Raw genomic sequence first — 14169 nt, forward strand, 5'->3', positions numbered from 1 at the left:
CCTCCTTGGGCAAATTATCGCAGCTAAAGCTGACCGGCTAAAGCCGGTGGTTTAAACCTTATGATGGATAATTAAACCATATTCTATTTACCTGAAAGATTAAATCTAGAAATTGGTTAAATTCGCTAATTTTGTTTATCGGGATAGTGGCTTGAGGAAGACGAACCTCTGTCAACACTGTTAACTGAGCTCCATTAACGTCATACCAGCGGTTGAGTTCTCCCCAAGGACTTAGATAATTGATTGTAGGGCCTATATTGGCGATTATTTTTTCCGCATGCAGATAAGAAATTTCACTTCTATAGTGTAAACCTTGAAATTCATAAGGGTAGTGAAAACCCAAGGTTTTAAAATTAGGGATGATATTCCTCAGCCACAAATCATATTCGCTATATTCAGCCAATTGCTTCGGATCGAAAATATTATCGAATTGAGTTTCGCTGGAAAGAATCAGAGGAGAACCATAATTTTCTAGTCCGGTGACACGTAAATCCGGATTTACCCGATCCGTATAGATATTGTAATAGTCTTCTAGCAACCACTGGTCCCTTTGTTGTTTAGTTTTCGAGGATAAGGAGCGGCGCAATTGAGCCCCCCAATGCGACATATAACTACGCTCCAATGTTTCGAATATCGAACCCTGATCTGTAAAGCGGTTATGCGCCGTAATACTAACTCTCCATGCGTAACGCTCTTTTGGAAGCGTTTCAGGCTTGTCGGTTCCTTGCCCAATTTTTAACATTACTGAACCATGAAGATAATGAGGTAAATTTCCGACAGATGAATCCGGATCGGTTAAATCAACGCACTGTTCCTTTTTTGTTGGCATGCCTACGCAAGCGATCATGTGATTAAAATACAACGATGATGGCAACAGTAATTTCGCCAATGATTTTCGCTTGGTCGAAGTCAGTACGGGATAAGCGCCGAAACCCAGATTTCTAGCCATATCGACAAATAGCATGGTTTTGTCCTTACAATCGCCATAACGCTGCTCTAATGTTTTTCTCGTCGGTTTCGGTGTCAGGCCGTTGCTGCCGTGTTCTATGCCGACATAGCGGACTTTGCCCGCTACAAAATCAGTTAAATGATTAAGTCTTTGTAGTGGTGAATTTTTTGTGCCTTTGATTAATGTGAATGCAAAATCCTGAACTTTTTTGTTGTCCTTTAATGCCGAAGAAGAGAGTTCTTCCATGGTGGAAGAAATTGTTTTCCAAGTGCTTGGCTCGGAAAGCACAAGTGTAGGCAATAAGTCGTAGGCGGAAGGCATACCGTCCTCGATGGGGAATGGGGGCGACGGTTGTTGGGTTCGACAAATTAAGCTGAATTGGTCTTCGCTGCAGTTTAAGTCCGGGTAATCGGTTTGCCAGACAGGTTTCCATTTCTCTGATTTCCAGCTCGCGCGAATGGAAAAGTTTTCAACAGGGGTAAATCCTGCAGGATAAATGATACGCGCCCAAGGCATTGGACTGCGCTTTTTGTCGGTTCTTATTTTATAGGTTAAAATCGAAATGCTGCCTTGCTGCAACTGCGGATAGGGAATGGTGACGTAAAAATAGTCGTTGAACGTACCCGAGGAGTTATCGCTATTGAATTGAAGCGCGCTTGGGTCGACTTGAAGACGTCGTCCATCCGGTTGTAGAACGTAAGCTTCCAAAATTTCCGCGTGCTGGTTATGGATATTGATCCAAAAACTGTCGTTGCCCGAGTTTTCGATACCTGAATTGGTAATGTACAAATAGGCGGACGTGACCGTTTCCTCTACTAGAGATTGCTTTATCTCGATATCGTGTTTATCGATTAACTGGACGACACCGTAGCCCGATTGATGGTATGCAGTAGTTTTCTCGGATGTCGGCAAATCAACGCTATAAAAATCCTGCGCTTGTGCAACATGCCAGTCAACAAAGTTTTTCATACTGTCAGGCAATTGATCACTGGGATTTTCCTGGGCGAGGGCCTGTGTGAGAAACGGCAGCAATATGAAGGCAAAAAAAATCGCTTTGCTATTCATCTTTCTCTTTATCCTTATTAACTAAACGCAAACTGTCCACGATAGCTTTAATCGCAAGACTGTGTTCGTTATTGCTCTGAGTTGGTGAATATCCTACGGCTTCAATCACCGTTGTTGGCGTTGTAACAGTTGCGACATATATGGTTTCCGAGCTATCGATTAATCCATCACCATGGGTATAGGCCGCTAATGATAGCGGCGTTAGCTTGGCGCCGGAATCAAGGCTGCGGGATTCCGTATAGCGATAATGTTGCCATGACGAAGACACTATCTCCCTTCTACTAGTCACCATGGAATCCAAGCTTAGTTGATGATTCGGGGAAACCCTGACCACGATCCATCGATCTAGTGACTTCGCGATGAGTTCGAGATCGGTGTCGTTATCTAAGGTGCCGAGATGGACCTTACGCCAATTATCACTTTCGATCTGTAAGCGATATATCGGCGTGTTTCCTTGGACATACTGGTTTAGAGCAAGTTTTTCGCCCATATAGTATGCATAGCCATTCTGGTTGCCGTATAACGCCACTGCCATCAAGGGTATGCCGAATAACAATATGCCATATTCGGTTTTAGTAAAGCGTTTATGGCTAACCGCCTGCTTTTCTAAATAAGACAATCTGAGTGCATTCATTTGCTGATTGAGGAGCAACCAAGGCACTGAAATCAATAGGAAATATAGAGGGAATAAAAATCCTGGCAGTTTATATGTAGCAGCCGAAATTAGAATGAGGAAAAAACATAACCAAAATGGCGTTACTCGAAAACTGATGTTTTGTTTGTTTGCCGTTTCGGCAATATTTTTTGCTAGAGAATAAAAAACGATCAAAGAAATAACGGGGAAAAACACCGCTGTGGCGTAACCTATTGGATTCATTTTGTTGTTACCTAGTTTTACTAGGTCTTTGGCAATACGATACGCTAGAACTACTGAATATAAAGTGAAGCTGAAAAACTCTAGTAAACATACTAGCCAGGTAGGCAGCGGCGTAGAGAGAGTCGACTGTGGTTTTTGGGGGAGATTGTCGACTGCATTCAAGCCGTTTTGTTTTGCATTGCCAAGAATAATGTCACGATGCCGTTTATGACCGAACCAAAACAATAGTATGCCAGGAATGAGCAAAGTGAAGGGAACTCCTAAGAGTAATAGTGAAGCATCGGATTTATGAACTTTATGGTAGTCGTAACCAAATCCGGCAACAGCAAACGGGATAGCTATCAATAAAACTCCAAGAACAAAACGCCAACCGCCTCTATATTTGAAAATAGCAGCGCCAAAATAGGCAATTCCAATCGCGCTTATTCCCCATGCTAGCGTGTAGGCTCCGTTACCGGATATTGATTCATTGATATTTGATACGATTACGGCCAAAAAACCAGTGAGGGTTAATATAAAGCCGGAAAATCCAAGAGCGATTTGCATTGATGGTTCTCGAACGAAAATAAATGATGGCAATTGAAATTAAAATGGGGAATTTGTGGGCGTAGGTTGTTTGATTAAGCGAGATGATTTAAATAGACCTTTATCGCTATTTTGGAAATGAGGAATTGCAAGATTCACCTTGTCCCTTGGTTTTTTTTGATGAATGGTGAAATGGAATTGGTGCGAAAGTCAGTCATTATACGTGTTAACAACCGACTGGCAACACTGCTTGCCCGTTAGTTTTGAACTAGGTCCAGAAAAATTAAATAAGTCATCTCCGGCATAGCCGGAGATTTATTACGATACGCCCTCGAAGGGTTCTTATGCAGCTTTTATTTTTGGTGATTTACAGATCTCTCAACATTTCCAGCATCTCCCGTGCCTGGGTATGGTTTGGATTCAAGCACAGTGCCGATTCCAGGTTTTCGATCGCCTCGGAAATTTTATCGTTATTGAAATGCTCTATGGCGATAGCGTAGAAATCGTCGGCCATCGCTTTCGGGTCTTTGGTTAAGGTAATATGACAATCTTTACGGCTGATGCTCGGTTTGATTTTTATCTCTACCGGAATCGATGGCAAGGTGAGTTTCATTCCTTCGCTTAAATCCGCCTCGTCCGTGACATTGTTATTGAAGAGCGGGACCAAAATGGCCTTTTCGGGGTCTTGATAGATCTGGCTGGCAATCGAAGCAAAGCTGTCGCTTGCCTTGACTTGATAGAGCAAAGGCCGATTTTTTCCCATATTCGTTTGAAACAACTCGATTGGCGCCTTGTTTTCCGGATTGAATAATAATGTTTGTAACAGTAATCCACGCGCGCTGTCATCATGCATATTTTTGATCGCGGCTAGATAAGATTGTTTCGAGATGTCGTTTAATTTAATGGTTAATTCCAATACCTTTCGCTTGGCTTCGGCGATGGATTGTTTCAGATTCAGCAATTCGGATTCGGCATTTTGATCGTTCGGGTTAATTTGATTCAATCTTGACAGTAGTTTGTCGCGGCGCAGTTTCCAAGCCAATAAGGCGCTGCGCCACTGATTGTTGTTTTCGAAGTGCTGCGGCGTTTGTGCGGTGATTTTGGCCAGTGGCGTTAAGGTATCGACGGGCTCTGAGGGCGCGATGTCGACCTGTTTAAAATAGTCGAGATTTTTAATGAATTGTCCGAGCGAGAAGGTGCCATAAATCATCGAGCGATTGAGTTTCAAGCTTTGTAAATAAAAGGGGTTGCCCTGTCGATTGACGGTAAAGGCTGTTTTATAGCCCTGTAATCTGAGCAAGGCCATGACGAGTGGATTGGTGTTGCCGAATGGGTAGGCCAGCGCAGTAACGCGTTTACCCAGCTTTTCATAAATGATTTGTTTCGACTTTGTCACATCCTGGTTCACCGCCCGGATATACTCGGCAAAGGATTCGTTGCCGTTGATGGTGCTGAGGTCTCGATGTGATTTACTGTGGCATTGAATGTCGATGATGCTGTCGGACACCATCTCCTTGAGTTGAGCCCAACTAACCGCACGGTTGCTGCCCGAATTAATGAAATCCGTCGGAATAAACAGCGAGGCATTGAAACCGAACTCCCTGAGCAGAGGGTAGGCGATTTCGTAACTGGAAATCCAACCGTCATCGAGACTGATCAGTACAGACCGCTCGGGCACTTGGCCATAATCGAGAAACTCAATCAATTGGTCCATGGTGATGACATGGTAATTGTGTTCTTTTAAATAGTGGAGTTGTTCCCGGAAGTCTTTTGCCGAAACCGTTAATTTATTCGAGCTGGGACCACGGCTGAAGTTGTGATAGCTCAACACCGGCACCAGTTGATAGCCGTTCGCGGTCATTCCACCGGGCCGGAAGGGTTTCAAGGGAATGATAATTTCCTGGCCGGCCAGTGCCTGTTGGACGCCGTTAAATTCTTCGATGCGCCATGCCAAATCGGCATTTCCGGTATATTGCCGCGCTAAAGACTGAAGGCTATCGCCAGTTTTCACCGTGACGAATTGAAAATCGATCGGCTGTTCGGGTTGGGGTAAGTGTTTTGCGCATCCACTGATCAGGGCTATCAATAGAAGGATGCAATATGTGTTAACGGTACAAGCGATGCCTTTCATATTCTTGAGCTTACAGTGGCTATACATGGTTCAATGCTTCCTAATGTGCCTGGATATAGAGAGGTTTATTTTAATAATTCTTTTTCCAGGGCTTCCCGGACCGTTTGAATGGGCTCTAGCGACAAGCCGAGCATGAAATATTCATTGGCAATCGATGGTTGATTGCTTTTTTTGAAATTTCGCCCCTTGAATAAACAACGTAATGCGATGAGGTTTTTAGTTTTTCTGACGAATTCCTTGCCGTTTTCGCCGCTACCATTGCCCCCGTTATTGAATCGTTCCCAGTGATTGAGCACGTCGGCTAATTGAGGAATCGCTCCAGGGGTATCCGTCAATTTGAGCAGTCTTTTTTTCAGTTGGTCAAAAACAGCGTTATTTTGCGTTAAGTAACCGGAATCGATAGTGCGGAGTTTCAATAGCGGGTTGAAAATTGCCTGCCCCTGTAAACGGTCGGCATGAATGGCGGTTAAGCTTTCTTGAGCTAATTGCTTGAGTCTTGAATTTTTGCTGGCGACGATGAGGTTTTCCAGGTTCGCAGTTTCTCTGTTATCGGGCAACATAGCCTGCAGTTTTGCCACTGTTTCCAAAGCCTTATCGTACGCATCTTGTTGGATTAACGATTCGATATGTGTGCGATAAAAAGCGATGAGTTGTTTGCTCAATGGGTTGATGATCTTTTCCTGGTCGCCGTGAGAGGATGTCGTTTTAATGTCCTTGATTGCCTGCTCGATTGATTTGAGTTGGCCGCCTTCGATCGCCTGTTGCAGTTTGCGGGACAGTTTTTCTCGATTTTGGAAGGCTATCAGTTGCGCCTGTCTTTTCTCCGTTAACTGTTTGTAAGTGTTGCTATTTGAGTCCGCCGGTTTCAACGCCTTCCAGTCGTTCAATAGACGAGCGGCCAAAGCGAACTGTTCGTTATCGATGGCGGTATCGATTTTGGCAGAGTAACTTTCACCGATTGTGGGTAGAGTCAGCAAGTCATGCTCGGGTGATACCCGCGAAACGGCTTTTAGGAGGGCCTGGATATGCGTTATATTGGGCTCCTCGTGTTGCAATTCCGTCTGGTAGTCGTGCGTTAACGAGTCAAGGTATCTCGTTTCTCGTAGTTGCACGCTTTTGGCCAGCGCCTTTAGCTCGAGTACTTCGGCGCGGTTGCCGGAAAATAAGTTTATGCCATCCGTAACCAGGGACAGTGCCGGTTTGAAGTTGTTTTCCTCTAAATAGGCGGTAACCGAATCCTGGTAAAATTGCAGTAATCGCTGTTTGACCGCAGGGCGAGATAATGTCTGTTGGCGCACAACAGTATTGGCTTGCTGCAATGTCGTTATTTGTTGTTGCAGTTGATTGTCATCGCTCGATTGTAACTTCTCGCTTAATGCCTCGATCTCCCTCGATATCAGCAGTTGTTGTTCGAGCTGGGCGCGACGCTCATTTTCCTGCGGTTCCAAGCTGCGCCACTGGTCCAGCAATTGAGTGGCAGGTTCGATTTGTCCGTTATTCAAATAAGACTGGGTCTCTTTGTCGAAGCGAGTCGTTAAGGTTGCGGACGCCGGCAAGCTAATTGTATCGTCGATTTTCCGCAGGCGCTCTTTGCTGTCGAGCAAGCATGGCGATAATTCGAGCAAAGGCCGAGAAATATCGAACAGGCATTGGCGGTATTGGCTTAATAAGGCCGCAATTGTTGTTTGGCGTTTAGGTTCGATCGAACGGGCGTGTTCCATCAGTTGTATTGAGTCGGGATATTGTTGCAAGAGCTCCTGCGATAATTGTTGCGCCCGGTCGAACTCATCGGCGGCAATCGCTTGTTCAATCAAGCCGATAAAATGTGCAATTAAATATTCTCTGACTTTTTGATTGGATAATAAAGCTTGTTTAATAGGGGGGGCTAGCTGTTCGATAAAGCGCAGAACGTCCAGCTTCTGGTAATGCGTGGCGGCTAATTTGAGTAAGGCCGACCGCAGCGCCGGATCGTTGACCAGCACCATTTGATCTTGTAGGGCAAGCATTTTGAAGTCCTCTAATCCCTCGGATTCTCCTTCGCTGATTGTCGCTTTGACGCGGTTGAAACGCCAACTGTCATAGGCTTGATAAGCAAGGTAGGGAAGCAGGATTAATGCTAACAGGGTTAATGCGCCGGCAATTATTTGCCGCAGGCGTTTTTTTTCGGCGATTATTCGGGGAGAAAACAATTCGTCATAAAACTGTTTGGCGCTGGGGGTCCTGTCGTTACGATGGAAGCTGAGTCCATGTAAAATGGCATTGAACTCATCCCTGCTCAAGCCTTGAATGGGTTTCGGCCGCATCTTCGCGCCTTCCGCCTTCAAGGCCAAGTTCTTGTCGAATGGATGTCGGCCGGACAGCAGTTCATAAACGACGCAGGCCAAGCCATAAATATCATCGCGCGGATCGGGTTCCTCTTGTATCAACATTTCAATGCTGGCATAGGCTGTCGTCATCGCGCCCAGATTGCCGGGGTCGAAACGTGTCTTATCGCGGTCCTGGCGGCTGCTGAGCCGGGCGATGCCGAAATCGATGACTTTTCCGATACCCGTTTGCGGGTTGTAAAAAACATTGCCGGGCTTGAAATCGAGGTGGATGATGCCTTCATGATGCGCGTAATCCAGGGCGTCGCACATCGCTTTGATGATGGGTTGCGCCTCCTTAAGAGAGATGCCTTCGGGATGATTCTTGATAAATTGTTTTAATGACAAGCCTTCGAGATACTCCATGGCGATGAAGACCTCTGATTCATCCCGGTTTAATTCGTAGGCTTTGACGATATTAGGATGAATCAGTTTTTTATAGCGGGCGAATTCCCTGACCAGGGCTTTGAGGGCGTCGGGATGGCTTCTGATTTCATGATTAATGAATTTGATCGCGGCATATTTGTCGCGTGATTCGCCAGCGTCCTGAATCAGGTCCAATGCTTTCCAGACCTCTCCCATGCCGCCGCTGCCTATTTTGAAGTCTAACTGATAAGTGCCCCTGATGATTTGACCGGGTTTGATGTTTTTTCTTTCCTTGCTCGCATCCCAGCGCAACAGGTCTTGTAGCAAAGAGGAAGATTGAGTGTGGTGGGCTTTACTGTCGGCGGCGGCTTGAGAATCGGATGGGGAAAAGTTCGAGTCTGTGGGGTGGGGGAAGATGCGGGTCTTTTGCTCAATTAACTTATTCAATAAAAGCCGGTTTAAATCGGGCGGTAAATTCGCTGCAGAAACCAAATCGCTTAATTCTTGACGACCGCCGTTGTTTGCTACCACGTCACTTTGCATCAGAATACTGTCCAATGCGTCAATAACTTCCTTATCCCCGATTTCCCCTTGAGCGAAGGCGGCGAGTTGCTCGGTAAAACCAGACTTTAATTCATCCCAAGAGTCCGATCCTTTCATGACACCCCAAAAAAATTCTGATTAAGAAAAATTTAAAGTCCTTATTAAGCTATATTTCCTAAAGTTCAAATCAAAGAATACAACTAAACTGGTAAAAATATAAGTTGATGCAGCCTTTGACGCGATCAAAAAATGGTAGGTAAAGGTTTACCGGCTTGACTTTGGAAACGTTAATTCGTCGGCGAGGCTTTTACCTTGTTTATCCATACGGCTTGCGTTGTTTTTATAGTATTCTGACCTTAGCTGATCACAGTCTACTACAAAAGGAATGCCGACGTTAGTGACGTTAAAAACGCCCGTGGATGCATGCTTGATTTAGTTAATGGGGTTACGTTATATTGAGTTTTGCTTGAATGCCGCGTCGTCATTAGCAAAGCTCAGAAATTAATTATAAATAATAGCCCTGGGCAAGGGATGAGAGGAAATATGAAGCTTGTTTTAAGTGTCATATCGCAGACTGGGGCGGCGATGGAGAAGATTTCTCTTGACCAGCAATCCGCGACTATTGGCCGGGCCCAGGATAACACTCTTGTTTTGGAAGACCCCAAACGCTATATTTCCAGTCATCATGCGGTAATTGATTACCGTTCTCCCGATTATTATTTAACCGATACCAGTACCAACGGCGTCATCATTAACGATGCGACACAACCGTTAGGCAAGGGAAATAGCGTCCGATTAAACGATGGCGACCGGCTTCATGTCGGCGATTACACCCTCTCGGTAACACTCCTCGAATCGGCCTCGGAAACGGCGGCGGAAGTTTCCCCGGGTCCGTTGTTCGATGAACAGTTTACTTTCGAAGAAGATCCTTTCGCCGAGTTAGGTAAAGATGCCGTGCAAGAGATGATTGATGAAAATCAATTAGTGCCGGAAAAGTGGCAGGGCTCGGAAGATCAATCCGATCATGTCCTGGACTTTCCTTCGTCGGACGAGACAACAGGGAAGAAAGAAAAAGAAGAAGTCGAACAACCGCCCGCTTATAAGGAAGCATTCGAACCCTTCCAAGGCAAGAGCGAGAATAAGCAAACCGAAGCCGCCGATATCTTTGCCGAAGATTGGTTTTTGGATAAGAAGGAGGAAACAAAGCCCGAAGCGCAAGATCCCTTCGCCGGAGACTGGTTGGCGGATAAAGGGGAAGACAAGAAAGCGGCCGGCAAAGAACCCCTTTCCGAGGATTTTTTTGCGGAAACTAAAACGAGCGCCGAGGAAAGTCGGCAGCAGAAGGAACCGGCAGTAACGGAGGACACTAGCGAACAAGAGGAAGCCAAGCGCCCCAGCCACCAAATACCCAGTCCTCCCAAACCTGCCGCCAAAATCGATGCCGCTTCAGCCGAGCAAGTATTCGAACAAATTGTTCAACAATTTCTATTGGGAGCGGGATTGGAAGGAACCTCTCTTCAACAAGCACTTACGCCGGAAACTTTTTACATCGTCGGCAAAATTTTGCGGGCTTCCGTGCAGGGGACGCTGGATGTATTGATTGGCAGAGCGAAAATAAAAAATGAAATGCATTTGGATGTGACGATGATCAGGTCCAAGCAAAACAACCCGATAAAATTTTCGGTCAGCGCCGAAGAGGCGATCAAAAAGTTGTTGGCGCCGCAAGACAGCGGCTATCTTTCCGCGGAAGATGCCATCGAAGAAGCGTTCGATGACATTAAAGCCCATCAATATTCAGTGATAGCTGGCATGCAAACGGCGTTGCTGGAAGTGTTGAAACGCTTCGACCCGCAAAAACTTGAAAACCGTTTGCAGGAAGAAAGCCCAATCAGCGCCAGCATCCCGATCCATAAACAGGCGAAATTATGGCGCCTGTTCGAGCACCTTTATAAGGATATCGAACACGAAGCGACGGACAACTTTTACCACTTGTTCGGCCAGGCGTTTGCCGAGACCTATCAACAGCAAATCAACCAATTGAAAAGCGCCAAAAAAGAAACTCCTTTTTAATCTATCGAGCTGGGAAGCATAATTATGCAAATTTTTAAATTAAGTTTGATTTTGGCATTTCTGATACTGCAGGGGTGTAGTTCCGAGCCGGAAAAACCGGAACCGCCGCCAACCATTATTTCGGCTAAGATTGCGGTATCGGGCAAAGCAAATCCCGATGTCAGTGGCCGGCCGTCGCCCATCGTGATTAGGTTGTATGAGCTGAAGAGTCTCGGTAAATATGTCGAAGGCGATTTCTACGATTTATTCGAAAACTATGATTCATCGCTAGGTTCCGATCTGCTCAGCTCCGAACAATTTCATCTCAAGCCAGGCGATATACATACCTTAAAACACGAAGTTTCGCCCGATACCCGCTTCATCGCCGTCGTCGCCGCTTATCGCGATCTCGACCGCGCCGTTTGGCGGGACTCGATCATGATACCGGCGGAAAAGACCACCGATTTATTCGTTTTTGCCGAGCCGTTAACCGTCAGTATATGGAAAAAATAATCGTTTCCATTTTTCCAGAACGGACGGCCCACGGAAGGAGGTGTTCGTTTACCAACTTATTCGCTTATAGTTCGAGATTCGCATATGTCATGGAATAACAAGGTCATCTGGACCGAAGGCATGTTTCTGCAGCCTTCCCATTTTCAACAACAGGATCGTAATATTCAGAATTGGATCGAATCCCGCTGTGGAGGATTGCAAGTTTATTCCTGGGGAATCACGCATTTAGCAATCGATCAGCAGCTCTTGTCGCTGGGCAAATTCGCCGTCTCAAGTTGCAAAGGGGTTTTTCCGGACGGTACGCCGTTCAATATTCCCGACCAGCATCCGTTGCCGGTGCCGTTGGACATCAAGACCGACACCAAAAACCAAATTGTCTATCTGGCGTTGCCGGTTAAGCGCAGTGCCGGCAAGGAAGTCGCTTGGGAGCAGGATCAGCTGGATGAATCGAACCGTTATCTTATGCAAGAGATTGAGATCAAGGACGTTCATTCCCAGTCAGAACAAAATAGCACGGTCATCCAAAGCGGAGAATTATGGACCCGGCTGCGTTTGTCGTCTCTGAGCCAGGATGCTTTCGTAACGATTCCAATCGCCAGAGTTCTGGAAATGAAGGTCGATAAGCAGGTCGTATTGGATCCCAATTTCATTCCCACCAGTTTGCATTGCCAAGCCGCCGAACCCATCATGAATTTTATCGAGGAGATTTCGGGTATTTTGCATCACCGCGGCGAGGCATTGGCGCAAAGGCTGGGTTCGCCCGGCGCCGGCGGTGTGTCGGAAATCGTCGATTTTTTACTGCTGCAAATTGTGAATCGCTACGAACCTTTGTTCAATCATTGGAGCGAATTAAATCAATTTCACCCGGAACGTCTCTTCAGCGTATTGCTGCAAATGGCCGGCGAATTGGCGACGATAACCCAACCCGACCATCGCTTTAAGCCGTTTCCGGCCTATCAGCACACCGATCTGCAGCAATCCTTCGAGCCGGTAATTGCCGCCTTGCGCAAGGCCTTGAGCTGGGTATCGGAAAGCAGAGCGATACCGATTCCATTGGAAGAACATCCTCACCAAATCAGAACGGCGCTGATCAAGGATAGACAGTTATTGACGAGCGCGGAATTCGTTTTGGCGGTCGGCGCCCAATTGTCGCCCGATACCATTCGTTCCCAGCTACCCAGACAGACCACTATCGCTACGGTGGAAAAATTGCGCGACTTGGTCATGTCGCAAGTGCCGGGCATCAAATTGAACCCCATGGCGGTCGCCCCCAGGCAAATTCCTTATCACAAGGGTAAAATCTATTTCGAATTAGATAAGAATCATGCTTTATGGAAGGACCTGCAGCAAAGCGGCACTATAGCGATGCACTTTTCCGGTGAGTATCCAGGATTGGAGCTCGAATTCTGGGCGATACGAGGATAGTGAAGATGGCAAGCGACGATCCATTCTTTTCCCCGCAGGGCGATGACAAAACCATCATCAGGCCCGTCCCCGGCGGCAAACGCTCCGATCTGAGATCGGCACCTCCCGAGGCGAAGCCGGAACAGGTTGGCAGCGCCCAGCCGTTACCCAGGCTCGGTGGCTTGAATGCATTGGAAAAAGCCTCCTCCGGGCTTTTAGCCTTGCTGACCCGGATCAATACCTCGAGACGTCAAACCGACCCGATGGAGTTGAAAAATAAAATCGTCCGGGAAATCCAGCAATTTCAGATGGTGGCGCAAAGTGCGGGTGTGGATCCGCAAACAGTGTCATCGGCGCGCTATGTTTTGTGTACGGTTTTGGACGAGGCGGTGTTGAACACTCCTTGGGGCAACGACAGCGGTTGGGCGCAACAAAGTTTATTAAGCCTGTTTCATAAAGAGGTTTCCGGGGGCGAACGTTTTTTTCATTTATTAAAATCGTTGGCGCAAAATCCGGGCAAGAATCGCGACTTGCTGGAATTGATGTATCTTTGTCTGGCATTGGGATTCGAGGGGCGCTATCGCTTGATCGAAGGGGGGAAAAACAAACTGATCGGTATCAAGGAGTGGTTATATCAGATTCTGCTACAGGAAAGAGGGACGCTCGCTCGGGAACTGTCCCCCCATTGGCAAGGCGTGACCGATCGCCGAAATCCGTTGATGCGTTTAGTGCCTTTATGGGTGTTCGGGGCCGCCGCGGCCGGAATCCTGGCCATTATGTACAGTGTTTTTTTGTTTCAGTTGAATAAGGACTCGGATCCCGTTTTTAGCCAAATCAATGCCATTAAGCCTCCCGTGCCGCAATTCGTTGTGGAGGAGCCGGAACCGTCTTATACCCCGGTTCCCGAATTGACCCTGTCGATGCTATTGGCGGATGAAATCGATGCCAAGCGATTGAAGGTATTGGAATTGGCTCAGCGCAGCACAATTACGATTCAAGGGGATAATTTATTCGCCTCGGGTAGTGCCTCGGTCAACCGCGATTTGATACCGGTTTTGCACCGAATCGCCGACGCCTTGAACCAATTGCCTGGACAGGTGTTAATTACCGGGCATTCGGATAATGTGCCGATTCGCAGCTCACGTTTTCCCTCCAACTGGCATTTATCCAAGGCTCGAGCGGATGCGGTTGCGGAAGTAATCAAACAGAATTTGACCGTTCCCGACCGGACGGTGATCGAAGGGCGTTCCGACTTGGATCCCATCGCCTCGAATAAAACACCGGAAGGGCGGGCTAAAAACCGTCGTGTCGAAATTACCTTACTTAAATAACTCACAATTAGCTGTGATCGGCGAAGACACTGTTAGCGCCGTCCTCGCGACGG

The 14169-nt window shown here is 46.8% G+C and carries 8 protein-coding genes; 4 read left to right on the plus strand and 4 right to left on the minus strand.

What is annotated here, in order from left to right:
• Positions 1-58: 58 nt before the first annotated feature.
• The 4 genes from EP25_RS0102160 to EP25_RS22325 all read right to left on the minus strand — a co-directional run bounded on the left by EP25_RS0102160 (position 59) and on the right by EP25_RS22325 (position 8936).
• Positions 59-2014: a DUF3857 domain-containing protein gene (locus tag EP25_RS0102160; protein WP_031432393.1), complete on the minus strand. Its 1956-nt coding sequence runs from the start codon at positions 2012-2014 to the stop codon at positions 59-61.
• The gene (locus EP25_RS0102165) at positions 2007-3437 is read right to left on the minus strand and encodes a hypothetical protein (RefSeq protein WP_031432394.1); all 1431 of its coding nucleotides are present in this window, start codon (positions 3435-3437) and stop codon (positions 2007-2009) included. The genes EP25_RS0102160 and EP25_RS0102165 overlap by 8 nt, the downstream gene beginning before the upstream one ends.
• A 346-nt stretch (positions 3438-3783) precedes the next feature.
• A complete protein-coding gene (locus EP25_RS22320; RefSeq protein ID WP_084190924.1) occupies positions 3784-5574 on the minus strand; it encodes a polysaccharide deacetylase family protein in 1791 nt (596 codons plus the stop codon).
• Positions 5575-5612: 38 nt separating this feature from the next.
• Entirely contained in the window at positions 5613-8936 is a 3324-nt protein-coding gene (locus tag EP25_RS22325) for a serine/threonine-protein kinase (protein WP_051906327.1), read from the minus strand.
• Between the two features lie 426 nt (positions 8937-9362).
• Here EP25_RS22325 and tagH point away from each other — a divergent pair, with 426 nt between their 5' ends.
• The 4 genes from tagH to tssL all read left to right on the plus strand — a co-directional run bounded on the left by tagH (position 9363) and on the right by tssL (position 14116).
• Complete coding sequence (gene tagH / locus EP25_RS22330; RefSeq protein ID WP_160172684.1) at positions 9363-10889, plus strand: type VI secretion system-associated FHA domain protein TagH; 1527 nt, start codon at positions 9363-9365, stop codon at positions 10887-10889.
• Between the two features lie 24 nt (positions 10890-10913).
• Positions 10914-11381 (plus strand): type VI secretion system lipoprotein TssJ, encoded by a 468-nt coding sequence (gene tssJ, locus EP25_RS0102185; protein WP_031432398.1) that lies wholly within the window; start codon positions 10914-10916, stop codon positions 11379-11381.
• An 84-nt stretch (positions 11382-11465) separates the two neighbouring features.
• Positions 11466-12806 carry a type VI secretion system baseplate subunit TssK gene (gene tssK, locus EP25_RS0102190; RefSeq protein ID WP_031432399.1) on the plus strand — a complete coding sequence of 447 codons (1341 nt, stop codon included), beginning with the start codon at positions 11466-11468 and terminating at the stop codon, positions 12804-12806.
• A 5-nt stretch (positions 12807-12811) separates the two neighbouring features.
• On the plus strand, positions 12812-14116 hold the full coding sequence (gene tssL / locus EP25_RS0102195) for a type VI secretion system protein TssL, long form (RefSeq protein ID WP_031432400.1): 1305 nt from the start codon (positions 12812-12814) through the stop codon (positions 14114-14116).
• Positions 14117-14169 lie beyond the last annotated feature (53 nt).

Source organism: Methylomarinum vadi, assembly GCF_000733935.1.
Lineage (GTDB): Bacteria > Pseudomonadota > Gammaproteobacteria > Methylococcales > Methylomonadaceae > Methylomarinum > Methylomarinum vadi.

What these genes read in the sequence shown, in the direction of transcription:
- tssL (WP_031432400.1), top strand. Translation starts at nt 12,812, where the DNA reads ATGGCAAGCGACGATCCATTCTTTTCCCCGCAGGGCGATGACAAAACC.
- tssJ (WP_031432398.1), top strand. Translation starts at nt 10,914, where the DNA reads ATGCAAATTTTTAAATTAAGTTTGATTTTGGCATTTCTGATACTGCAG.
- EP25_RS22320 (WP_084190924.1), bottom strand. Translation starts at nt 5,574, where the DNA reads ATGTATAGCCACTGTAAGCTCAAGAATATGAAAGGCATCGCTTGTACC.
- tssK (WP_031432399.1), top strand. Translation starts at nt 11,466, where the DNA reads ATGTCATGGAATAACAAGGTCATCTGGACCGAAGGCATGTTTCTGCAG.
- EP25_RS0102160 (WP_031432393.1), bottom strand. Translation starts at nt 2,014, where the DNA reads ATGAATAGCAAAGCGATTTTTTTTGCCTTCATATTGCTGCCGTTTCTC.
- tagH (WP_160172684.1), top strand. Translation starts at nt 9,363, where the DNA reads ATGAAGCTTGTTTTAAGTGTCATATCGCAGACTGGGGCGGCGATGGAG.
- EP25_RS22325 (WP_051906327.1), bottom strand. Translation starts at nt 8,936, where the DNA reads ATGAAAGGATCGGACTCTTGGGATGAATTAAAGTCTGGTTTTACCGAG.
- EP25_RS0102165 (WP_031432394.1), bottom strand. Translation starts at nt 3,437, where the DNA reads ATGCAAATCGCTCTTGGATTTTCCGGCTTTATATTAACCCTCACTGGT.